The organism is Rhizobacter sp., from assembly GCA_021153565.1.
Lineage (GTDB): Bacteria > Pseudomonadota > Gammaproteobacteria > Burkholderiales > Burkholderiaceae_C > Albitalea.
In genome coordinates, this window is the sequence record JAJKJU010000015.1 from 1 (window position 1) to 22283 (window position 22283).

Here is a 22283-nt window from a genome sequence, read left to right on the forward strand (position 1 = left end):
AGCCCCTCCATCGTTCTCCAATCAGGGCGCCAGGGATACCGCGCCATGCAAACGGCCCGGTCTGGGCGGTAGGACTACCGCGTCAGCGGTTTAGTGCAACCAAGCTATGGCTGCGCTTTGCGCTTGGATCAAGCGCCTTTTGACGTGCTGCTCGGACACGTTCGAAATACTCTCAGCCTCTCAGGCCGATCGAGCAAGGCGGCACCCGAGCAAACCATGGATTCGAAAACCGCAACCCTGCGGTCATGCGCGGGTCAGGTATGCGATCTCATCCGCGGTGAAGCCCGCGGCTGCGCGGGCTTCCAGATTGAACGGCGGCCTCAGTCGCGGCGCCTGGTAGCGCTCGACCAACTCGCCGTAAAGGCCCACCGGTTCCAGCCCGGCCCGTTCGCACAGCCACCGATACCAGCGATTTCCGATCGCGACATGGCCCACCTCGTCGCGAAGGATGATGCCGAGGATATAGACCGCCCTTGCATCCCCCGCCTTCGCAAACTTCGCCTGCAATGGCGGTGTTGCATCCAGCCCCCGTGCTTCCAGGGTCCTTGGCACCAGCGCCATGCGAGCTACCACGTCATGCGAGGTCCGCTTCGTCATCAGCCACAGGCCGTCGTGCGCGTCGAAGTCGCCGTAGTCGAAGCCGAGGCTTTGAAGGTGCTCTCGCAGCAGTGAAAAATGCAGCGCCTCTTCGCTCGCCACGCGCAGCCAGTCGCGGTAGAACTGCTCAGGCATGCCGCAGAAGCGCCAGACGGCATCGAGCGCGAGGTTGATGGCGTTGAATTCGATGTGTGCGATGGCGTGCAGCAAGGCCGCACGGCCCTCAGCCGTAAAGGGCGATCGGGTGGGGACGTCCTTGGGCGGAACGAGCCTGGGCAGGGTGGGACGGCCCGGGAGGTTGTCTGGCTCTTCGAGTAGCGCCGCGGGGTCGATGTGATGTTCGTGGGAGGTCGTGTACAGCTCCCGCGTCGCCACGGCCTTTTCCGCCGGCACAGTCATGCACAGGATCTCCAAGGCGCGTTGGCGTAAGGGCATGAGGGGCATGAGGGGCATCTTTAGAATTATCGACTTGGCTTCCAATGAATCTCCATGGCGCTCTATCGACTCGATGATCTCGTTCCGCAATTGGCTGAAGGCGCCTGGGTGGCCGACAGTGCCCAGGTGATCGGCAAGGTGGTGCTCGAAGAGGATGCAAGTGTCTGGTTCAGCACCATATTGCGAGGCGACACGGAAGAGATTCGCATCGGACGCGGCAGCAACATCCAGGACGGCTCCGTGATCCATGCGGACCAGGGGTTTCCGATTCGAATCGGTCGCAACGTGACAGTGGGGCACCACGTCATGCTGCACGGCTGCATGGTGGGCGACAACTCGCTGATCGGCATCAAGGCCGTGGTGCTCAACGGCGCGAAGATCGGAAAGAACTGCCTCGTGGGAGCGGGCTCGCTGGTCACCGAAGGCAAGGAGTTTCCAGATGGGTCGCTGATCATCGGCTCGCCCGCCAAGGCAGTGAGGCAGCTCACCCCCGAGCAGATCGCCGGGCTGGAGCGTTCCGCTCGACACTATGTAGAGAACGCGCGCCGCTTCAAGAACGGTCTCGTGAAACTGGAGGCATCGGCTTGAGCGAGTTGCACAAATTCATCTTCGAAGGGCTGCCGGTCCGCGGCATGCTCGTGCGGCTGACCGACAGTTGGCAAGAGGTGCTGCGTCGGCGCGAGAAGGCCAAGGACGCGTTTCCTGAACCAGTACGCCATTTGATGGGCGAGATGGCCGCGGCCGCGACGCTGATGCAGGCGAACATCAAGTTCAATGGCGCCTTGATTCTTCAGATTTTCGGCGACGGGCCGGTCAAGTTGGCGGTGGCCGAGGTGCAGCCAGATCTGGCATTTCGCGCGACGGCGAAAGTGGTCGGCGAACTAAGCGAGGATGCCACGCTCAAGGACATGCTCAATGTGCATGGCAAGGGTCGCTGCGCGATCACGCTCGATCCCAAGGACAAGCTGCCGGGGCAGCAGCCGTATCAAGGCGTCGTGCCGCTGCACGGTGATCATCGGGAGCCATTGCAGAAGTTGTCCGAAGTGCTGGAGCACTACATGTTGCAGTCGGAGCAACTCGACACGAAGCTCATCCTCGCCGCGAACGATCAAGTGGCGGCTGGGCTTCTGATTCAGCGGCTGCCGGTGGAAGGTTCTGGCAACCTTGGTTCGCGCAATGAAGACGAGATCGGAGTCAACGAGTCGTACAACCGCATTGCTCATTTGGCGGCGACACTGACGAACGAGGAGCTCTTGACGCTGGATGCGGACACCGTGCTGCATCGGCTGTTCTGGGAAGAGACACTGCGACGCTTCGAGCCCTTGGTCGGTGCGGACGGGCCGCGTTTCTCGTGCAGTTGCTCGCGCGAACGTGTGGGCAGCATGCTCAAGAGCCTGGGGCAGGATGAGATCGACGGCATCGTCGTCGAGCAGGGGCGCGTTGAGATCGCCTGCGACTTCTGCGGCACGAAGTACCACTTCGATGCTGTGGATGTGGGAGAGTTGTTCACGCCGGTGAACAATCAAGCGCCGGGGTCAAGCGGGCTGCATTGAATTCGTAGACCTGACTCCAGGTCTACGTCAGCTTCGGCAAGAAGCTACGTTCGCAATCGGTGTCGCCGCATCGATCGCACACCCATTGCCATGGCGGATTCGCGCGGGCTTCGTCTTCTTTCGAAGGGGCGTCGAGTGCGTGCCTCACTGCTTGCAAGGCCGCGGCCAATCGCTTGTCGCCGGTACCGGCCACGACGGCATAAGGAAGTTTTGCCTGATGCAAGGCAGAACGAATCAATGCATCCACGGGCTCGCGCACATGCGGGCCATCGCGCTGATGCCCATCTGCCTGCCACGGAATGTCCAGCGCAGTGAGCAGCGTCAAATCGCAAGTGCGATGCGCCTCGATGGCGACCGCGTAGAGCGACGTGTCGCCGAAGACCGTATCGCTGTACACGGCGATCATCAAGGCAGTGGTATCGGCAATGACGATGCCCGGTGATCTCGCCGCTTCATCGATTCGCCGCGACTGCTCGGCCGCGATGCGCGCTTGTTCGGACTCGGTGGGCGTGCGGTTCTCGTGGTCGCAGAACTCACGCAGGAATTCGCCCACGACCACCACGCTGCAGCCTTGCGCGCTCAACGCATGGCGAAGCTCTGTCGCGAGCGTCGTCTTGCCGGTGCTTTCCGCACCCAGGATGGCGACTACAAACCCGCGTTCCACCTCAGAGGCTGAGAGTTTTTCGATCATGCCCGCAGGCGAGAACAGGGGCTGCATCGCGTTGAGGGCATGGCCCATGTCCTTAGGATTTGGCCCGAAATCCTCACTTGCGCGGCGTGGACACTTGGACGAGGATTTCGTCCGGCTTCACCATGCCGAGCTCGTAACGGGCCCTCTCCTCGACCATCTCGAGGCCTTCCTTCAGGTCGCGCACTTCGGCGTCGAGCTGCGCGTTGCGTGCTCTTGCCGCATCATTGCCCACCTTCTGCAAGGCCAGCTTGCCCTGCAAGTCCATCACACGCGGCACGCCACCCTTGCCAAACCAGAGTTCGGCATGCACGAGCCCGATGAGCACGAGCAGGGCGAGGGTGATGTATCGCACGTCTGGAACTCTGGAGGTCTCAGCCTCTCAGCCTCTCAGCCGTCGCCGAGCCGCCTCAAGGCGGCTGCGCGCCCCCTTGGGGGGCAGGAGCGAAGCGACGTGGGGGCTGACCGGCAGCCGTCGCCGAGCCGCCTCAAGGCGGCTGCGCGCCCCCTCGGGGGGCAGGAGCGAAGCGACGTGGGGGCTGACATCACCGCAGGTTGTAGAACGCGCTGCGGCCGGGGTAGCTGGCGACGTCACCGAGGTCTTCTTCGATGCGCAGCAACTGGTTGTACTTGGCGATGCGGTCGCTGCGGCTCAATGAACCGGTCTTGATCTGGCCGGCATTGGTGCCAACCGCGATGTCCGCGATGGTCGAGTCTTCGGTCTCGCCCGAGCGGTGGCTGATGACGGCGGTGTAGCCCGCGCGCTTGGCCATCTCGATGGCCGAGAAGGTCTCGGTCAGCGTGCCGATCTGGTTGATCTTGATGAGGATCGAGTTGGCGATGCGCTTCTCGATGCCTTCCTTCAGGATCTTCGTGTTGGTGACGAAGAGGTCGTCGCCCACCAACTGCACCTTGCTGCCCAGACGTTCGGTCAGGTGCTTCCACCCGTCCCAGTCGCCTTCGTGCATGCCATCTTCGATGCTGATGATCGGGTACTTGTCGACCCAGGTCGCGAGGATGTCGGTCCACTCGGGCGCAGTGAGCGTGAGGCCTTCGGCGCTCAGCGCGTACTTGCCGTCCTTGTAGAACTCGCTGGCTGCGCAGTCGAGACCGATGGCGATCTGCTCGCCTGCGGTGTAGCCGGCCTTGTCGATCGCTTGCAGGATCAACTGAATAGCAGCTTCATGGCTGGCGACGTTGGGCGCGAAGCCGCCCTCGTCGCCGACGGCCGTGCTCATTCCCTTGTCGTTGATGATCTTCTTGAGCGCGTGGAAGACTTCCGCGCCGTAACGCACGGCTTCGCGGAAGGTGGGCGCGCCCACCGGGATGATCATCAGCTCTTGCAGATCGAGGCTGTTGTTGGCGTGCGCGCCGCCGTTGATGACGTTCATCATCGGCACGGGCATCTGCATGCCGCCCGATCCGCCGAAGTAGCGGTACAGCGGCAGGCCCGATTCTTCCGCCGCAGCGCGCGCGACGGCCATCGAGACGGCCAGCGTCGCGTTCGCGCCCAGACGGCTCTTGTTCTCGGTTCCGTCCAGATCGATCAGCGTGCGGTCGAGGAAAGCCTGCTCCGACGCATCAAGGCCCAGCACGGCTTCGCTGATCTCGGTGTTGATGTGCTCGACGGCCTTGAGCACGCCCTTGCCGAGATAGCGGTTCTTGTCGCCGTCACGCAGCTCGATGGCCTCGCGCGAGCCGGTGGACGCGCCCGAGGGCACGGCCGCACGGCCCATGGTGCCGGATTCCAGCAGCACGTCGCATTCGATGGTCGGGTTACCGCGGCTGTCGAGGATTTCTCGGCCGACGATGTCAACGATGGCACTCATTTAGTCTCTCCGTTCCAAGTGTCGATTCAAACAAACTCGGGTTTGCATGACGCGAGTCGCGTCGGGCGGGGCAGGCCGCCAGATCCTAAGGACATGACGCAGAATAATTTCCCGTTTTGGGGACGCTGGGCCGGCGCGCTGCGGCGTTGCTCCTCACTTGTGTGGCTCGCCACACGGCGCTCGGAGCGCCTTGCATCGCATCCCGCCCAGCGCCCCCAAAACGGGAACTTAATTCCGGACCAAATCCTTAGCGGACCAGGATCGCCGTTGTGAATCCGATCTATCAGCAGGAAAAATCGTTCTCCAGCAGCGGTTGCTTCTTGATCACGCGATCGAGGTCGAGCAGTTGTTCGAGCAACGCCCTCATGTGCTTGAGCGGCACGGCATTCGGGCCGTCGCTGAGCGCGTTGGCAGGGTCAGGGTGCGTTTCCATGAAGAGCCCCGCCACGCCGACCGCGACGGCCGCCCGCGACAGAACCGGCACGAATTCGCGCTGGCCGCCAGAACTCGTGCCCTGGCCGCCCGGTAATTGCACCGAGTGCGTCGCATCGAACACGACAGGCGCACCCGTCTCGCGCATGATTGCCAGCGAGCGCATGTCGCTCACGAGGTTGTTGTAGCCGAAGCTCGCGCCTCGTTCACAGGCCATGAAAACGTCGTCCGGCAAGCCTCTTTCGCGCGCGGCGGCGCGGGCCTTGTCGATCACGTTCTTCATGTCATGCGGCGCCAGGAACTGGCCCTTCTTGATGTTCACCGGCTTGCCCGATTGGGCGACGGCGCGGATGAAATCGGTCTGGCGACAGAGAAAGGCCGGGGTTTGCAGCACGTCGACGGCGGCAGCCACGGCGGGAATCTCTGCCTCGCTGTGAACGTCGGTCAATACCGGCACCTTCAGCTCGCGGCGGACCTTGGCAAGAATCTCAAGACCCTTCTCCATCCCCGGCCCGCGAAAGGACGCGCCGCTGGAGCGGTTGGCCTTGTCATAGCTGCTCTTGAAGATGAACGGGATGCCGAGTGCGGAAGTCATTTCCTTGAGCCGGCCGGCAACGTCCATCTGCAACTGCTCGGACTCGACGACGCAGGGACCTGAGATCAGGAAGAAGGGTTTGTCGATGCCGATATCGAACCCGCAGAGCTTCATGCCTTGCTCCATTCGCTCGTGAAGAACCGTTCGCACTGTCGAAGAGCGCGCAGATGGGAAAGGGGCCTCGACAAGCCTGTCCTGAGCTTTGTCGTAGGGCTCAACCCGAACGGGGATGGGGTCATGCTGCCACCTTTTGCGTGCGCTCCGTCTGGTGCTTCAGCGCCGACTGGATGTACGACTTGAACAGCGGATGCCCGCCCCAGGGCGTGGACTTGAATTCCGGGTGGAATTGCACGCCCATGAACCACGGGTGCACCGATCGCGGCAGCTCGACGATTTCGGTCAGCTTCTCGCGCTGCGTCAGGGCCGAGATCACGAGCCCGGCATCACGCAGCTTGTCGAGATAGTTGACGTTGGCCTCGTAGCGATGGCGGTGACGCTCAGTTACCACGTCGCCATAAATTTCATGCGCGAGCGTTCCGGGCATCACGTCCGAGCTTTGCGCGCCAAGACGCATCGTGCCGCCCAGATCCGACTGTGCGGTGCGCTTTTGAATCGAACCATCGGCGTCTTGCCATTCCTCGATCAGCGCAATGACCGGATGCGGCGTGTTCGCCTCGAATTCCGTGCTGTTCGCGTCGGCGAGGCCCGCCTTGTGCCGCGAGTACTCGATGGTCGCGACCTGCATTCCAAGACAAATGCCGAGGTAGGGAATCTTGTGTTCCCGCGCGTACTGCGCCGTGAGGATCTTGCCTTCCACCCCACGCTTGCCAAAACCGCCCGGCACCAGCAGTGCGTCGTAGCGGTGAAGCTGCTGCACGTTCTCGGGCGTGAGGGTTTCCGAATCGACGTACTCGATGTTCACCCGCGCGTGGTTGTGGATGCCGGCGTGGCGAAGCGCTTCATTGAGTGACTTGTACGAATCCGACAGGTCGGTGTACTTGCCGCACATGCCGATGGTTACTTCGCGCTGCGGATGTTCGACCTCGTTCACCAGCTCGTCCCAGCGCTTCAAATTCGCGGGCGGGGTATTGATGCGCAGCTTGTCGCAGATGAGTCCGTCGAGCCCCTGCTCGTGCAGCATGCGCGGCACCTTGTAGATGGTGTCGGCGTCCCAGACTGAAATGACACCCCATTCGGGCACGTTGGTGAAGAGCGAGATCTTCTCGCGCTCTTCGTCCGGGATGCGGCGATCGGCACGGCACAAGAGGACGTCGGGCTGGATGCCGATCTCGCGCATTTTTTGCACGGTGTGCTGCGTGGGCTTGGTTTTCAGCTCGCCGGCGGCGGCGATCAAGGGCACGTAGGTCAGGTGCACGAAGGCCGCGCTGTTCGGGCCCATGCGCAGGCTCATTTGGCGCACAGCTTCGAGGAAAGGCAGGGACTCGATGTCGCCCACCGTGCCGCCGATCTCGACGATGGCCACGTCGACCGCGTGGTCGGTGCCGAGGCCCGCGCCGCGCTTCACGAATTCCTGGATCTCGTTGGTGACGTGTGGAATGACCTGGACGGTCTTGCCGAGGTAGTCACCACGGCGCTCTTTCTCGAGCACGCTCTTGTAGATCTGGCCGGTCGTGAAGTTGTTCGACTTGCGCATGCGCGTCGTGATGAAGCGCTCGTAGTGGCCGAGGTCGAGGTCGGTTTCCGCGCCGTCATCGGTCACGAAAACCTCGCCGTGCTGAAACGGCGACATCGTGCCCGGATCGACGTTCAGGTAGGGATCGAGCTTGATGAGGGTGACTTTGAGGCCGCGCGATTCGAGGATCGCTGCGAGAGACGCAGCCGCGATGCCCTTGCCCAGCGAGGACACCACACCGCCGGTGACAAAGACGAACTTGGTCATTGCATGCAGCACAGAGGAAGTGCTGTGGTGGTAAAGCGCGATTATAGGTTCGTCGCATACGCGACCCGACTACTCTCTCCCGCTGGGTGGCGTCGATCGGGGCCGATCCTCACTCGCGCGAGGCAACAGCCCTGCGGGAAGGGTAGCGGCCCGATTACATCCGCGTCAGGACCTGATGACATCGGTGTTTGCGGGACCGCATTGGCTGAGAACATCGGCGCGCTCGGGCCCACATCTCTTCACGCGCTGCGCGACCCGGGTATCGACAAGTGCGTGTTATCACTAATTCAAGTCAATCTATGGCGGTGAAACCCAAGTCGTAGGCACCAACCCCTTGCCTCGCCACGCCTCGACCAAATGGACGTTTGGCAGCTCGCCCCAAACTTCTTCATCGGCATGGTCTAGAACAATGATCTGCAATCTGCCTTTGGTGCGTTTGATGATGTGGTCAAACAGTGCGAACACTTTTCTCACCGCTACAACGTCTTCATTCTTCCATTCGGGCTCTGCCTCAACAACTGCCGCGCGTTCAGCTCTGCGCGCAGGAAAATAGACTTGGCTCGGCTGGTCGTAGATGAGCAGCCCAGGTACGGGATGATGCGGAAGGCTGAGAAAATATCCTTGCAACGCGAGCGTCAAAGCGACGTGATACGCCAGCCAGTTCGCACCACTGCCGATTTCCCAAAGGTAGTCGTCCCGCGTGCCTCGGATGACCTTGACCGTCAGTTCTTGAATAATTAGCCGAATTGGCGCATCTGGCCATTCACCGTCGAGCTCCGGAATCAATCGACTCGAAATGTCCTGAATCGTATCCAGCGCGTTTTCCAGCTTCCGGCCGATCTCGTGCTCGGACACGAATTTCGCCAGAACCTCAACCCGCGCCTTTAGCGCAGCAATCTCTTCGCCGAGCGCCGACGACGTATCGGCGGCGGCGTAGAGGCGCAATGCCTCCTGAAGCCGGCCGAGGAATCGTGAAATCTCCTCGCCCCGCGTAGTGACCTTGCGTGCTTCTTCTGACTTGCCTTCGAGCGTCCGGATTTCCTGACGCACCGCCGAGAGCTCGCCCAACAGGCCGTCAACGGTCTCGCGCTGCCGGAGCGTCTCTCGCCCCAACGATTCCGCCACGGCGGGATGAGATCGCAGGCGTAACTCGATTCCCTCAAGGGCTTCGCAAAGTTGGTCAATCCGCCCTTGCCCGACCTCGCTGGGTTCAAAGACTGCCGCCGGCTGAGCGGCCGACAGGTCGCGAATCTAAGAAGACAACCCTAGCCGGTCACGCTGAATGCGCAGACCGTTGCCATAGGCATCACTGCTCTCGTCCAGACGCCGCAGTTCATGCAGCCGTTGTCGCGACTGGTTGAGGTTCACTACCAGTTTTGACTCAGCCGTGCGCAGCTCGGCGAGTCTGGTCATGATGACGTCCATGGACGCGAGGGTCGGCGTCGCGGTTCGGGCGTCGCTTTCCAGTGCAGCACGCAGCAGGTCAACCGTGGAGGGCCAATCGTTCGGGACGGTTGTGTTCGCCGACAGTAAGCCGTACTCGATGGCCAAACGGACCCAGGCGAAGCCCTCCCGCTGCCATGCTGCGCCTGAGTCCTGCCGTGCCTTCAGCTCGCTTTCCTTGCGCCTGAGAACACGCTGCATGCGGTCCAGCTCATGACGAGCCTGCAGCAGTTCAGGGCTGACTACACCCAGGACATAGGGAAAAATGGTCTTCAGCTTCTCGCGGTGTTCTGAGGTATCGGCCTTGAAGAACATCACATCCGGGTTGGCGACGATGTTCTGCGGCTGAAACAGGAACGCCATCAGGTCGCGGAAGCTCGGACGAAACTTGAAACGATCCTCAGTGCCGGGCTCGAACTGAAGATTCGACAGGCCGGCCAAGCGGTTCAACACCGCCTTCACGTATTCGACGTTGTGGTTCTTGGCTTGTATTTCTCGTGGTGGCTCTATGTCGGGCGCCTCCAGGAGAAACATTTCTCCAGAACTCTTCAGTTCGCCAGGCTCCCGCCGCGCCAGCAGCTTTTGACCTTCCACGGTGTCGATCAGCACACCGAACCATGAGCAGGTCTCGCGGATCACGCCAACCGGTATCGCGCACTTGTCAGCACCCAGGCAGTAGTCAATGATCGGAATGACCGAAGACTTTCCAGTCTTAGACGCTCCGCTAATGACGTTGGTCACGCCTGGTTCAAACTCGACGACTCGCGGCTCGCCGCCGCGTCGGGGCCACAAGATGACCTGTCGCAACTGAAAGTACATCAGAACTCCACTCTGAGCGTATGGGCCACTTGCTGGTCAGTGAGACCCGCAAACCAATAGCCGACCTTCTCGCACGCCGGCCCAATGCGGCGGATGCGCTCAGGCAGCGACGGCACGGCCATCTCGTCGTATGGACCAATAGCCCACACCGTTGCAGCCGCAGGGTCGATGCGAATGAGGCCAGACAGTTCAGCGCGCATGAGCGATTCAAGGCTGAGCTGTCGAAGCGACAAGGCGCGGCCATGGATAGCGATCAGATCCTCTCGCTGCTCACTCAACTTACTTGCAAATAGGTGCAGGCCAGAGGCCTTGAATGTGCTCGACACCATCTCCAACGTCGACGCGTGCAAGATCAACGGCAAAACCAGGAATGCCAGCGGCAGCGTCGCTGCTTGCCCATCACGGTCTTGAAATCCCAATCCGAACTTCCAGAGCGCGTAGGCCCCCAACGCCTCGTTCTGGACGAGCGCGGCCTCGTTCAATCGAATCGGCTGGTCGGAGTCGGTCAAGGTTCGTCCTTTTTGTCGAGCAGCGACGTGTGGTCGGCATGCCATCCCAGCAGGCGACGCTCAGCGAGGTCATGGAAGCCGCCATGCGTGAAATGCCCCGGCAACGCGCGGCTGTCCAGCGGCACGTCTAAAACCGAGCAGCGGTTGTAGACCGTCCGTCCTTGGATGACCTTGGTCTTGTCAGAGAAGATGTCCCTCACCTCACCCTGGATCGCGGCATGCCGCCGCAGCAATGACGCCTCCCAATCGTCAAAGCTGCCGTCGTAAACAAGTCCCTGATCTGCCCAGGTCGCTTTGTCACCCGAAGTCCGCATGAAGTCGCTGGCCGCGCGAAGCTGCTGCTCTTCCGTGGCCTGGATCAACTGCAACTGTTTGATGAACACCGGACGGGTGCTCAAAACAGCCTTCGCATCGTCTGGGCTGAGTGCCGCGGTGAACGAGGGAAGGTAGCCGGGCATGTTGTTCCGTTGGACAAATGCATGGAAGTTCTTCCGGAACGCGGCGACGCTGATCTCCGCATGCATCCTCTTGCGAAGGCGCTGGTTGGCCCACTCTTGCGCGAGCCCGATTGCAGAGTGGCAGATGACGTCAACGGATGCCGTCGGGATTGCAGGGGCGAGCAACTGGCGCAAGGGCTCGATGGGATCGTCGTCAACGCTGACAGCCGAAAAGTGCCCAATGAGCGCGTCACGACGAGCCTCGGGTGCGTCGAAAAACTTCTGCAAATGCGCGCCGCACTTGGGCGGTTGCTTCAGCGCTTTCAACTTCTTTTTGATCTCTGCCACCAATGCGTGCACGGACAGCGGCTCGGTCGCGGCATGCATGGCTGAGCTGACCGTGCCCGCCCGCTGAGGTGTCACGTAGATCTGAAACGAGGTCTTCGCGATGTCCACCTTGCCCGAGGCGACCAGATCGAGCCAGTTTGCCAGCGCTTTCCAGAGGTCTTCAGACCAATTGGAGAGGGCGTTGTGGGACAGCGCGCTCTTGCATTGCTCCAAGAGCAAGGTGCCATCAGCGTAATGAACCGCTACGTCGTCCAGCATCTCCAATGAGACGCTCGAATCCGGAGGAGCGCTGAGCAGGTGATGGCAGAGCCGAACCGGCTGCAATGCAAACCCGAGATACGGCCCAGGAGCGGTGTGCTTAGCTATGCCAGCCATACACCCGATTCCAAAGCTGTGCAGCTCTGGCCGCTTCCCGTCGATCAGTTGTAGGTTTCATGACGCTCCCTGCCTGCTGGTGCCCTGCCCCTAGCAGAGCCCGCATGCTTATCGCAGAGAGGTTAGCAGCAACGCGCTGTCAGGCATCTACCGATAGGGTAATCCCTATATCGCCGGTCAAGCTGCGGCCGTCAGCCAAAGCTAACTAACTATCGACAACTGCGGCCTATCGATAGTTGGCCAGCGCTTCCCTTTCCGCGATAAATCAAACGGCGGCTTTTCGGCCACGAGATCGGCGATTCCGACGCCCGCTTTGGGTCGTGACCTGCCGCCCGGACCGCCGCATGCGACGACCGCTGACCGCCGCACTACGGACATTCGTCGTGCAGACACCAGTTCGCTAAAACGATCATTTAAGTGAACCGGCGTCCACGCGTCGTCCCGCCATCACGAACCTTAGAACCTTAGAAGCTTGGATTTTGGTGATAGGCCGTAGCAACAACCGATCAAGGGATCACCGTGCGCATCCTCCTGACCTGGATAAGGCGACCGTCTGCTGACCGCAGGCGTACCGCTGTTGCGTTTTCACTCAAAGTGGGTCCTGGCCGATGTAATCGGGCCATTCTCAAATAATGTGGGCCCGTTCTCATGCAATGTGAGCCCGGGAGCACCGATGTTCTCAGCCAATGTGGTCCCGAGACCAGTGTGGCTAATGCGCTCAAGAACTCTCGTCCGCAACATGCATGCGGCGAAGAGTGGCAATAAAAAATCGCCCGTGTTCAGCACGACTAATGGTCAGCTCGCTGAGGGAGGGCGGCCTCAGGGGCTGAGAGTTTTTCGATCATGCCCGCTCATCACGCCAAAAGCCCCCTGCTCGTCGTTGCAAATGCTCGCCATAGCCCAAGCTATGGCTGCGCTTTGCGCCTAGATCAGGCGCCTTTTGACGTGCTGCTCGGACACGTTCGAAATACTCTCAGCCTCTCAGATGATCTTCTCGCTCGGGTGCGTGATCTTCTTCATCGGCTCGTAGCGCGTCGACGTCGCCCGCAGGGGGTGCTGCGTCTGCCCGCCTTCCCACTGCGGATCTTCGATGTCCTCGAACACCTGACGCAGCTTCTGGCCCCAGGTGGTGCGGATCATCTGGAAGTACGGGTTCTGATCGTCAATGCAGACGATCTGATCGCTGCGCAAGGCGCCGGCTTCGTACACGAGCAGATCCAGCGGCAGGCCCACCGACAGGTTGGACTTCAGCGTCGAATCCATCGACACCAGCGCGCACTTCGACGCTTCGTCGAGCGGCGTCTGCGGCGTGATCATGCGGTCGAGCACCGGCTTGCCATACTTCGATTCGCCGATTTGGAAGTAACAGGTCTCGCGAGTGGCTTCGATGAAATTGCCGGCCGAATAGACCAGGAAGAGCCGCATGGCCTCGTTGCCGATCTGTCCGCCGAAGATGAAGGACGCGTTGAACTCGATGCCCGTCTGCTTGAGCGACGGTCCGTCCTGGTCGTAGACGCGACGCACTGCGCTGCCCAGCACGCGCACGGCGTCGAACATGCTGGTGGCGTTCCAGATGGTGGTTGGCACCCCGGTTCCGTTGTCGAGCTTCTCGACCTGGAGGATCTCGCGCACCGACTGGCTGATCGACAGGTTGCCGGCTGACAGCAGCACCATGAAGCGATCGCTCGGCCGCTCATACACCATCATCTTTCGATAGGTGCTGATCTGGTCCAGCCCCGCGTTGGTTCGCGAGTCGGACAGGAACACGAGGCCGGCGTCGAGTTTGATGCCGATGCAGTAGGTCATGACTTGCTTTCTTGCTCCGCGGCTTTCAGGCGGTAGAGCGCATCGAGGGCTTCCTTGGGCGAGAGCATATCGGGGTTGATGCCCGAGAGCACACGCTCCACGCGTGATGGCTCGCGTTCGGGCATGGACGCCGGCGCCGCGAAGAGATCGATCTGCGCGTCCGACGAGCGTTGCTGCGTCTCCAGTGCCTCGAGCGTGGCGCGGGCCTGCCGCACCAGGGACGACGGCATGCCGGCAAGGCGCGCCACCTGCACGCCGTAGCTGCGGCTCGCGGGGCCGGGCTGGATGTCGTGCAGGAACACGATGTCGTCGCCGCTCTCGGCTGCCGACACATGCACATTGAGTGCGCGATCATGCTTCCTCGGAAACTCGGTCAGTTCGAAGTAGTGCGTCGCGAAGAGCGTGAACGAGCGGTTGCGGTCGTGCAGATGGCTCGCGATGGCGCCCGCCAGCGCAAGCCCGTCGAATGTGGACGTGCCGCGCCCGATCTCGTCCATCAGCACCAGCGACTGGTCGGTCGCCGCGTGCAGGATGGCCGCACCCTCGGTCATTTCGAGCATGAAGGTCGACTGTGCATTGGCCAGGTCGTCGGCCGCGCCGATGCGGGTGTGGATCGCATCGATGGGCCCGAGTCGGCACGCTTTGGCCGGCACGAAGGATCCCATCGCCGCCAGCAGCGCGATCAGCGCCACCTGCCGCATGAAAGTGCTCTTGCCGCCCATGTTCGGGCCGGTGATGACGAGCATCTTGCGAGCGGCGTCGAGTCGGCAGTCGTTGGGCATGAAGTTGCCGCCGCCCGTCTCTTGCAGCCGCGCTTCGACGACCGGATGGCGACCGCCCTCGATGGCGATGCACGGTTCCCGTACAAACTCAGGTCGGGTCCAGTTGAGCGTCAGCGCCCGTTCGGCCAGCGAGGCCAGCGCATCAAGGCTCGCGAGCGCGCGGGCGAGGCCCGACAGCTCATCCAGATGCGTCTGCAACTGGTCGATCACCTGGTCGTACAGCAGCTTCTCGCGTGCCAGCGCACGGTCTTGCGCGGACAGCGCCTTGTCTTCGAAGGTCTTCAGTTCAGGCGTGATGTAGCGCTCGGCGTTCTTGAGCGTCTGGCGGCGCTGGTAGTCGAGCGGCACCTTGTCGACCTGGCCTTGCGTGACCTCGATGTAGAAGCCGTGCACCTTGTTGAACTGCACTCGCAGGTTGGCGATGCCGGTGCGCGTACGTTCGCGCGATTCGAGGTCCAGCAAGAACGCGTCACAGTTCTGGCTGATGGCGCGCAATTCGTCGAGCTGCGCGTCGAAGCCAGTGGCGATGACGCCGCCGTCGCGCAGCATCACGGCTGGTTCTTCGGCAATGGCGGCCGACAGCAGCCCATCGATGTCATGCGTCGGGTTCAGCGCCTCGGCCAGCATGTCCAGCAGCACCGAATCGCCCGAGGGAACGAGCGATCGAATCGATGGCAGGCCTTGCAGCGTGGCGCGCAAGCCGGTCAATTCACGCGGGCGCACTTGCCGCAGTGCGATGCGTGCCGTGATGCGCTCGACGTCGCTCACGCCGCGCAGGGCGTCGCGAATTGGTGCGATGCCATGCCCTATCAAGGCATCGAGTGCGTCGTGCCGGCGCAATGCCACCTCGCGATCGCGCAGCGGATGCGTGAGCCAATGGCGCAGCGAGCGGCTGCCCATGCCCGTGCGGCAGGTGTCGAGCAGCGACAGCAGCGTCGGCGAGTCTTCGCCGCGCAAGGTTTGCGTCAGTTCGAGGTTGCGGTGAGTCAGTGGCGGCAGGTCGAGCAAGGCGCTGGCACGTTCGACCTGCAGGTGGCGGACGTGGGCCAATGCCTGGCCTTGCGTGTGCTCGGCATAGCTGAGCAGGGCGGCCGCAGCGGCATGGGCGCAGGGCAATTCCTGGGCGTTGAAGCCGGCGAGGCTTGCCACACGCAACTGCTCGCACAGCTTGCGTTGCCCGAGCGTCACATCGAACTGCCAGCTTGGCCGATGGGTGATCGTGGTGCGCGACTGCGTGAGCGCTGGCGGAACATGGTCACGGTCGACGAGCACTTCCGCTGCGTTGAGGCGCGACAGCCATCCGCCGAGTTGCCGCTCGTCGCACTCTGTGAGGCCAAGTTGCCCATGGGTCAGACTGAGCCACGCGAGGCCGTAGGTCGTCACTCCGCGATGCGTCTGGCTCGACATCGCCATCAGCAAGGCGTCACTCTTGTCGGCCAGCAGCTCGGTGTCAGTCACCGTGCCCGGCGTGACCACACGCACCACCTTGCGCTCGACCGGTCCCTTGGACGCGCCGACGTCGCCCACCTGTTCACAGATGGCGACCGCTTCACCGAGCTTGATCAGCTTGGCCAGATAGCTCTCGACCGCATGCACCGGCACACCGGCCATCACGACCGGCTCACCGGCGCTTTGGCCGCGCGTGGTCAGCGTGATGTCGAGCAGCTTGTTGCCGCGCCGCGCATCGTCGAAGAACAGCTCGTAGAAATCGCCCATGCGATAGAACACGAGCGCGTCGGGATGTTCCGATTTGATGCGCAAGTACTGCTGCATCATTGGCGTGTGGGCGCTGAGATCGGCGCCCGGCATGACGGGTGGGGGCAGGGTGGTCACCGCGGCGGCCTCCGTGCTTAGAAAGGTGAGTCGTCTTTGCCCAGCATGTCGGCCTTGCGGATGCGCACAGGCCCCTTCTTCTTGGCTGCCTCCGCAGCCTTGGCCTGCGTGGCGGCAAGTGCTTCTTCAGGCGTCAGGCCTTCGGCCGCCGCAGCCGCCTCGTGTGCCTGGGTTTCATCGGCCTTGATGATGCGGGTGTAGGGTGACAGGATCTGCACCAACTGGCCGTAGATCTTCGGGTTGCCGGCTACCACCTCGCGTTGGTAAAGGAAGTCCGCCTCGCCGGTGAAGTTGCCGATCAACCCGCCCGCCTCGGTGATCAACAGCGAGCCCGCCGCCACGTCCCAGGCATGGAGGCCGGTTTCGAAGAACCCGTCGTAGTAGCCCGCCGCCACGTAGCAGAGGTCGAGCGCCGCGGCCCCCGGCCGCCGCAGACCGGCACAGTTCTGCATCACCGCCTCGAACATCTGCACGTAGCGCTTGAAGTTGTCGCCCTTGCGGAACGGAAAACCCGTGCCGACCAGCGAGTCCTGCATCCGCGTGCGCTTGGACACGCGCAGGCGCTTGTCGTTGAGGAACGCGCCACGGCCTTTGGAGGCGTAAAACAGGTCATTGCGCGTCGGGTCGTACACGACGGCCTGCTGAACCTGCCCCTTGAACGCGAGCGCGATGGACACCGCGTAGACCGGGAAGCCATGGATGAAGTTGGTGGTGCCGTCCAACGGGTCGATGATCCAGACGTAGTCGCTGTCTCGCGCGCCATGCTCGCGGCCCGATTCTTCAGCGAGGATGCCGTGGCCGGGGTAGGCCTGCAGCAGCACTTCGATGATGGCCTGTTCGGCAGCCTGGTCGACTTCGGTGACGAAGTCGTTGGGGGATTTGGTGTTGACCTTGAGAAGGTCGAGGTCCATCGACGCCCGGTTGATGAGAGCCCCCGCTGCGCGTGCCGCCTTGATGGCGATGTTGAGCATGGGATGAAGCGCTTGCGACATGGGGCAACCTTGAGAATGCGTGGACTGGCGGGAGGAAAGAGCGGGCGGGACGCTCGGTGTGTGGGACCTGCGCTGCGGATAATCGAGATTTTAACCGGCGCATCATGTCTGCCAGCGACCCGACCCGTTTCATATTGATCAACACCAGCCACCCCGGCAACATCGGGGCGACGGCGCGAGCGATGAAGGTGATGGGCTTTTCCGACCTGGTGCTGGTGGCGCCGCGGTATCCGGACGTGCTCCAACAACCGGACACGCTTGCGATGGCGAGCGGAGCCACCGATGTGCTGAATGGCGCGCGCGTCGTCGCCACGCTGGCGGAGGCGCTCGACGGGGTCACCTATCTGTGCGCCACGGCCATGACGCCTCGTGATTTCGGGCCGCCGACGCATGGACCGCGCGAACTGTTTTCAACCTTGGCGCAAACGCCGCACACGGTGGGTTTTCTCTTCGGCTCCGAGCGATTCGGGATGAGCAACGAGGACGTGTACCGATGTCACGTCTGTTTGAGCATTCCGACCCATCCGGATTACGGGTCGCTCAATCTGTCGCAGGCGGTGCAGTTGATTGCATATGAATGGCGACAGGCGCTTGGTGGCTTCGCGGTCGAGGCGCGCACGATCGAGCCGATCGCAGCCGATGCCGCGGCCGTGCAAGGCGTTCTCGATCATTGGCAGGAGGCGTTGATTGCCAACGGATTTCTCAACCCTGCCGCGCCCAAGAAGCTGATGCCGAGGCTCAATCAGCTCTTCAACCGAGCGCAATTGACTCCCGAAGAGGTCCATATTCTGCGAGGCATCGCGCGCAGCATTCTGAAATAGGGTGGGCAAAGCGCAGGTCCGTAAATCTGAGCCTGTCGAAGGAGCCCACGCGGTTGTCGTTCCGATCAGCTCTACGGTCCGCGTGGGCACGCTTCGCTTTGCCCACCCTACGCTGGGCAGGAGTCAATGGCAACGGATAAACTTTCTGGCCCACTCCAGCGAGCATCCATGTTCCAGCGCCTACGAGAAGACATCGACTGCATCATGGAGCGCGACCCTGCGGCGCGTTCCACGTGGGAGGTGCTGACTTGTTACCCGGGACTGCATGCGCTCGTGTTCCATCGCTGGGCCCACAGTTGCTGGACGCACGGCTGGCACTGGACGGCGCGCTTCATCTCCAACGTCTCGCGCTGGTGGACGGGCATTGAAATTCACCCCGGCGCGACTGTCGGGCGCCGAGTGTTCATCGACCACGGCATGGGCATCGTCGTCGGTGAAACGGCGGAGATTGGCGATGAATGCACGATCTACCAGGGTGTGACGCTTGGCGGCACCTCGCTCTACAAGGGCACCAAACGGCATCCGACACTGGGCAAGGGCGTGGTGGTGAGCGCCGGCGCGAAAGTGCTGGGCGGCTTTACGGTCGGTGACGGTGCGCGGGTTGGCGCCAATGCCGTGCTGCTCAAGCCTGTTCCGCCCGGCGCCACGGCGGTGGGCATTCCGGCGCGCATCATCGAGGCCAAGGATGAGGCCGTGGATGGTGCGCCGAAGCGGTTCACCGCCTATGGCGTGACCCTGGGCGATGACCCGGTCGCGCAGGCGATGAAGGGGCTCATCGATCACACTGCGGGCCATGAACACCAGATCGCGCTGCTGTGGGCGGCGATAGAGAAGCTCTCGAACCCCGAACCGAACGAGGGGTGCGTGCCCAGCGATGCGCAAAAGACCGAGGACTTCGACGCCGATCACCTGAAGCAGTTGATGCGCTGATCTCTTCATTCAGCACACCATTACCTATCACGGACTCGAACGGACTCGAGATCAGAGAACCAGGATGAAGCGGCCATGCTGCAGCTGCAACGCCATCGAACTCCCTCCCGCCGGCGGGAGAGGGTTGGGGTGAGGGTGGGTGAATGCATGGAGCCCCTCACCCTAACCCTCTCCCCGCAAGCGGGGCGAGGGAACATCGGTGATCGGTGATCGGTGATCGGTGATCGGTGATCGGTGATCGGTGATCGGTGATCGGTGATCGGACTCAGGTCGCCCGCAGCGCCGACTTCGGCCTGAAGGCTTTGCAGACTGCGGGATCGCACTCGATGTACGGCCCACCGATCAGGTCCACTCAGTAGGGCACGGCCGCGAAGATGCCGTGCACAGGCGGCTGCATCTGCGGCAGGCCTTCCAGCGTCTCTGCGATGGACTTCGGTTGCCCCGGCAGGTTGATGATCAGCGCCTTTCCGCGAACGACGGCCACCTGCCGCGACAGGATGGCAGTGGCGACGAAGTTGAGGCTGATCTGCCGCATCTGCTCGCCGAAACCTGGCATCACCTTGTCCGCCACGGCGAGCGTCGCCTCAGGCGTCACGTCGCGGGCTGCGGGCCCAGTGCCCCCGGTCGTCAGGACGAGGTCGCACTTTGCGTCGTCGACCAGTGCTCGCAGCACCGCGCTGATCGCCTCCTGCTCGTCGGGAATCAGCCGCGTTTCCCATTCAATGGGATTGCGCACCGCACGCCCCAGCCACTCCTTGAGCGCGGGGATTCCCTTGTCCTCGTACACACCGGTCGATGCCCGGTCGCTGACGGACACCACGCCGATGCGCACGCTGTCGAATGAGGTCATTGTTCCTGCCTGATGAACTTGAACAGCTCGCGGAAGGCGCGGCCGCTGCGCTGCTCGGGTGCCGCCGCCGCATCCTTTCGCGCTGCGCGGATGAGGCTTCGCAACTGCTGCACGTCACTGTCGGGATGCTCAGCCGTCCAACGGGTCAGGGCGTCGCCGCTCGCAATCAGTTCCGCGCGCCAGCGTTCGGCCTCATGCAGTGCCAGGGCGTCCTTCGCCTGTCCCAACTGCATCGCTGCCACCGCCTCCCGCAAGGGCTCGGGGTCGGCCCGGCGCATCAGCTTGCCGATGTACTGCATCTGCCGGCGTTTGCCCTCGAAGGACTTTGTGCGCTTGAACTGGCGGATGGCATCGAGCAGGATCTCTTCCATGCCGAGCCCGACGAGCCGGTCGTCGGGCATGGCGACCAGCGACTCTCCGAGGTTCTGCAGGTCGTGGGACTCCTTCTTGAGCTGCGTCTTGCTGGGGCGGTTCCAGTCGCTGTCGGGGCCGCTGTCGGATGCGTCATTGCTCGCATCGTCGTTATCTTCGGGAAAGGGTTTTTGACCACGCACGGTAGCGGTATTCGGAAGGGTGAAGTACGGTGAGTATGATAGTCCGCGCCCCCAGTCCGCTGACCAACAAGCCCGGTTCGCACCGGCAATAATCATGTCACTCGACACACGTCCCAGCTCTACCCCCAGCGCCCCAGCCAGCCCGGCCCGCCCCGGCTTCGCCTACACGCGCGATCAATTTCAGCAGCTCGTCGAGGATGTGCTCGGCTTCGCGAAGTCGCTGGGCGCAAGCGACGCAGGCGCCGAGGTGTCCGAGGGCGTGGGCCTGTCGGTGTCGGTGCGCAAGGGCGAGGTCGAAAACGTTGAGCGCAACCGCGACAAGTCCATCGGGGTATCGGTCTACATTGGGCAGCGTCGAGGCAACGCAAGCACGTCCGACTTCTCTCGCGCGGCCCTGGAGCAGACGGTTCGGGCCGCCTATGACATCGCGCGCTTCACTGCCGAGGACCCAGCGGCCGGCCTGCCCGAAGTGCAAGACCTCGCCGCAGGCGACGACGCCACGCGCGACCTCGATCTTTTTCACCCCTGGGCCATCGATGCCGAGGGAGCAGTTGAAATTGCCACGCGCTGTGAACGCGCGGCACTCTCTGTCGACAAGCGAATCACCAACTCCGAAGGGGCAGGCGTGTCGGCCCAGCAGTCGCACTTCTTTGCGGGCAACACGCGCGGGTTTCGCGGTGGCTACGCCAGCTCGCGTCACTCGCTGTCGGTGGCACCCATCGCTTCTTTGCCGGGCAAGGGTGGCGACGACATGCAGCGCGACGCGTGGTACAGCTCCATGCGCGCGCCTGAAGACCTGGCTGCACCCGAAGCCGTGGGCCGCTATGCCGCGGAGCGCGCGCTGTCGCGCCTGAAGTCGCGCAAGATCGCCACCTGCGAGGTGCCGGTGCTCTACGAATCGACGGTCGCGGCCGGTCTGCTCGGGGCGTATGTGCAGGCCACCAGCGGCGGGGCGCTCTACCGCAAGTCGAGCTTCCTGCTCGACTCGCTGGGCAAGCAGGTGCTGCCCGATCACATCGACATCCATGAAGACCCGCACCAGTTGCGCGGCAAGGGCAGTGCGCCCTTCGACGACGAAGGCGTGGTCACGCGCCAGCGCGATGTGGTTCTGGGCGGTGTCGCGCAGGGCTATTTCCTGTCGAGCTATTCGGCGCGAAAGCTCGGCATGCGCACCACAGGTCATGCTGGCGGATCGCAGAACCTCGTGCTCAAGAGCCGCAACACCCAAGCATCCGACGACCTGGACGAGATGCTGCGCAAGCTGCACCGCGGCTTCTTCGTCATCGAGATGATGGGGCAGGGCGTCAACTACGTGACGGGCGACTATTCTCGTGGCGCGGCGGGGTTCTGGGTCGAGAACGGGCGCATTGCGTACCCCGTGCATGAAATCACCGTCGCCGGCAACATGCGTGACATGCTCAAAGGCATCGTGGCCGTCGGTGCAGACGCCTACACGCTCGGCGGCAAGACCATCGGCTCGGTGCTTGTCGACCGCATGAAGATCGCGGGTTCCTAAGGATTTGGCCCGAAACAATTTCCCGTTTTGGGGGCGCTGGGCGGGCGCGCTGCGGCGTTGCTCCTCACTTGTGTGGCTCGCAACACAAGTGAGGCGCGCCTTGCATAGCATCCCGCCCAGCGCCCCCAAAACGGGAACTTATTCCGGGCCAAATCCCAAGTGTTTTCACCGTGCCTTGGCGCACGGGTCGATCGCTTTAATGCGCACGGGTAAATCCCGGTAGGGTGGACCGGCCCCAC

At 62.6% G+C, this 22283-nt stretch carries 19 protein-coding genes and 1 pseudogene; 5 read left to right on the forward strand and 15 right to left on the reverse strand.

The annotated features are described in order from the left end of the window. Positions 1 to 243: 243 nt before the first annotated feature. Positions 244 to 1050 (reverse strand): ferritin-like domain-containing protein, encoded by an 807-nt coding sequence (locus AC30NL_RS01195; RefSeq protein WP_489462184.1) that lies wholly within the window; start codon positions 1048 to 1050, stop codon positions 244 to 246. Between the two features lie 36 nt (positions 1051 to 1086). Between AC30NL_RS01195 and AC30NL_RS01200 the strand changes: the two genes are divergently transcribed. Then, on the forward strand, positions 1087 to 1620 hold the full coding sequence (locus tag AC30NL_RS01200; protein ID WP_489462185.1) for a gamma carbonic anhydrase family protein: 534 nt from the start codon (positions 1087 to 1089) through the stop codon (positions 1618 to 1620). After that, positions 1617 to 2585: an Hsp33 family molecular chaperone HslO gene (hslO, locus tag AC30NL_RS01205; RefSeq protein WP_489462186.1), complete on the forward strand. Its 969-nt coding sequence runs from the start codon at positions 1617 to 1619 to the stop codon at positions 2583 to 2585. The genes AC30NL_RS01200 and hslO overlap by 4 nt, the downstream gene beginning before the upstream one ends. Before the next feature lie 22 nt (positions 2586 to 2607). Here hslO and AC30NL_RS01210 read toward each other — a convergent pair whose 3' ends face one another. From AC30NL_RS01210 to AC30NL_RS01265, 12 genes are all read right to left on the reverse strand, one after another. Beyond that, positions 2608 to 3324, reverse strand: a complete 717-nt coding sequence (locus AC30NL_RS01210; protein ID WP_489462187.1) for an AAA family ATPase — start codon at positions 3322 to 3324, stop codon at positions 2608 to 2610. A gap of 25 nt (positions 3325 to 3349) precedes the next feature. After that, complete coding sequence (ftsB, locus tag AC30NL_RS01215) at positions 3350 to 3628, reverse strand: cell division protein FtsB (protein ID WP_489462188.1); 279 nt, start codon at positions 3626 to 3628, stop codon at positions 3350 to 3352. Between the two features lie 190 nt (positions 3629 to 3818). Next, positions 3819 to 5102, reverse strand: a complete 1284-nt coding sequence (gene eno / locus AC30NL_RS01220) for a phosphopyruvate hydratase (protein ID WP_489462189.1) — start codon at positions 5100 to 5102, stop codon at positions 3819 to 3821. A gap of 283 nt (positions 5103 to 5385) precedes the next feature. Next, positions 5386 to 6243, reverse strand: coding sequence for a 3-deoxy-8-phosphooctulonate synthase (kdsA, locus tag AC30NL_RS01225; RefSeq protein ID WP_489462190.1), 858 nt, complete (start codon positions 6241 to 6243; stop codon positions 5386 to 5388). Positions 6244 to 6364: 121 nt separating this feature from the next. Beyond that, positions 6365 to 8029: a CTP synthase gene (pyrG, locus tag AC30NL_RS01230; RefSeq protein ID WP_489462191.1), complete on the reverse strand. Its 1665-nt coding sequence runs from the start codon at positions 8027 to 8029 to the stop codon at positions 6365 to 6367. Between the two features lie 297 nt (positions 8030 to 8326). Beyond that, positions 8327 to 9154, reverse strand: coding sequence for a DUF3732 domain-containing protein (locus tag AC30NL_RS01235; protein ID WP_489462192.1), 828 nt, complete (start codon positions 9152 to 9154; stop codon positions 8327 to 8329). Positions 9155 to 9280: 126 nt separating this feature from the next. Next, entirely contained in the window at positions 9281 to 10291 is a 1011-nt protein-coding gene (locus AC30NL_RS01240) for a hypothetical protein (protein ID WP_489462193.1), read from the reverse strand. Then, positions 10291 to 10800 (reverse strand): three component ABC system middle component, encoded by a 510-nt coding sequence (locus AC30NL_RS01245; RefSeq protein ID WP_489462194.1) that lies wholly within the window; start codon positions 10798 to 10800, stop codon positions 10291 to 10293. Before AC30NL_RS01245 ends, AC30NL_RS01240 begins: the two co-directional genes overlap by 1 nt. Continuing rightward, the gene (locus AC30NL_RS01250) at positions 10797 to 11960 is read right to left on the reverse strand and encodes an ABC-three component system protein (protein WP_489462195.1); all 1164 of its coding nucleotides are present in this window, start codon (positions 11958 to 11960) and stop codon (positions 10797 to 10799) included. Before AC30NL_RS01250 ends, AC30NL_RS01245 begins: the two co-directional genes overlap by 4 nt. Before the next feature lie 981 nt (positions 11961 to 12941). Beyond that, positions 12942 to 13766: a proteasome-type protease gene (locus AC30NL_RS01255; RefSeq protein ID WP_489462196.1), complete on the reverse strand. Its 825-nt coding sequence runs from the start codon at positions 13764 to 13766 to the stop codon at positions 12942 to 12944. Beyond that, entirely contained in the window at positions 13763 to 16357 is a 2595-nt protein-coding gene (mutS, locus tag AC30NL_RS01260) for a DNA mismatch repair protein MutS (protein ID WP_489462208.1), read from the reverse strand. Before mutS ends, AC30NL_RS01255 begins: the two co-directional genes overlap by 4 nt. A 41-nt stretch (positions 16358 to 16398) precedes the next feature. Then, positions 16399 to 17373: an inositol monophosphatase family protein gene (locus AC30NL_RS01265; RefSeq protein ID WP_489462197.1), complete on the reverse strand. Its 975-nt coding sequence runs from the start codon at positions 17371 to 17373 to the stop codon at positions 16399 to 16401. A gap of 104 nt (positions 17374 to 17477) precedes the next feature. On the opposite strand from AC30NL_RS01265, the gene AC30NL_RS01270 reads away from it, so the two are divergent. Together AC30NL_RS01270 and cysE are read left to right on the forward strand one after the other, a co-directional pair. After that, on the forward strand, positions 17478 to 18194 hold the full coding sequence (locus AC30NL_RS01270; protein ID WP_489462198.1) for an RNA methyltransferase: 717 nt from the start codon (positions 17478 to 17480) through the stop codon (positions 18192 to 18194). 168 nt (positions 18195 to 18362) lie between these two features. Beyond that, a complete protein-coding gene (gene cysE, locus AC30NL_RS01275; protein ID WP_489462199.1) occupies positions 18363 to 19124 on the forward strand; it encodes a serine O-acetyltransferase in 762 nt (253 codons plus the stop codon). Positions 19125 to 19389: 265 nt separating this feature from the next. Here cysE and mog read toward each other — a convergent pair. Next, positions 19390 to 19974 (reverse strand): annotated as a pseudogene (mog, locus tag AC30NL_RS01280) (molybdopterin adenylyltransferase). Continuing rightward, a complete protein-coding gene (gene yjgA / locus AC30NL_RS01285; RefSeq protein WP_489462200.1) occupies positions 19971 to 20528 on the reverse strand; it encodes a ribosome biogenesis factor YjgA in 558 nt (185 codons plus the stop codon). The pseudogene mog and the gene yjgA overlap by 4 nt, the downstream one beginning before the upstream one ends. 94 nt (positions 20529 to 20622) lie before the next feature. Between yjgA and pmbA the strand changes: the two genes are divergently transcribed. Continuing rightward, positions 20623 to 22044, forward strand: coding sequence for a metalloprotease PmbA (gene pmbA / locus AC30NL_RS01290; RefSeq protein WP_489462201.1), 1422 nt, complete (start codon positions 20623 to 20625; stop codon positions 22042 to 22044). The last annotated feature ends 239 nt before the right edge of the window (positions 22045 to 22283 follow it).

Bases quoted from the DNA above. Each gene is read 5' to 3' on its own strand.
- AC30NL_RS01195 (WP_489462184.1), bottom strand. From the start codon at position 1,050: ATGCCCCTCATGCCCCTCATGCCCTTACGCCAACGCGCCTTGGAGATC.
- AC30NL_RS01200 (WP_489462185.1), top strand. From the start codon at position 1,087: ATGGCGCTCTATCGACTCGATGATCTCGTTCCGCAATTGGCTGAAGGC.
- AC30NL_RS01210 (WP_489462187.1), bottom strand. From the start codon at position 3,324: ATGGGCCATGCCCTCAACGCGATGCAGCCCCTGTTCTCGCCTGCGGGC.
- eno (WP_489462189.1), bottom strand. From the start codon at position 5,102: ATGAGTGCCATCGTTGACATCGTCGGCCGAGAAATCCTCGACAGCCGC.
- kdsA (WP_489462190.1), bottom strand. From the start codon at position 6,243: ATGAAGCTCTGCGGGTTCGATATCGGCATCGACAAACCCTTCTTCCTG.
- pyrG (WP_489462191.1), bottom strand. From the start codon at position 8,029: ATGACCAAGTTCGTCTTTGTCACCGGCGGTGTGGTGTCCTCGCTGGGC.
- AC30NL_RS01240 (WP_489462193.1), bottom strand. From the start codon at position 10,291: ATGTACTTTCAGTTGCGACAGGTCATCTTGTGGCCCCGACGCGGCGGC.
- AC30NL_RS01250 (WP_489462195.1), bottom strand. From the start codon at position 11,960: ATGGCTGGCATAGCTAAGCACACCGCTCCTGGGCCGTATCTCGGGTTT.
- AC30NL_RS01255 (WP_489462196.1), bottom strand. From the start codon at position 13,766: ATGACCTACTGCATCGGCATCAAACTCGACGCCGGCCTCGTGTTCCTG.
- mutS (WP_489462208.1), bottom strand. From the start codon at position 16,357: ATGCCGGGCGCCGATCTCAGCGCCCACACGCCAATGATGCAGCAGTAC.
- AC30NL_RS01265 (WP_489462197.1), bottom strand. From the start codon at position 17,373: ATGTCGCAAGCGCTTCATCCCATGCTCAACATCGCCATCAAGGCGGCA.
- AC30NL_RS01270 (WP_489462198.1), top strand. From the start codon at position 17,478: ATGTCTGCCAGCGACCCGACCCGTTTCATATTGATCAACACCAGCCAC.
- cysE (WP_489462199.1), top strand. From the start codon at position 18,363: ATGTTCCAGCGCCTACGAGAAGACATCGACTGCATCATGGAGCGCGAC.
- pmbA (WP_489462201.1), top strand. From the start codon at position 20,623: ATGTCACTCGACACACGTCCCAGCTCTACCCCCAGCGCCCCAGCCAGC.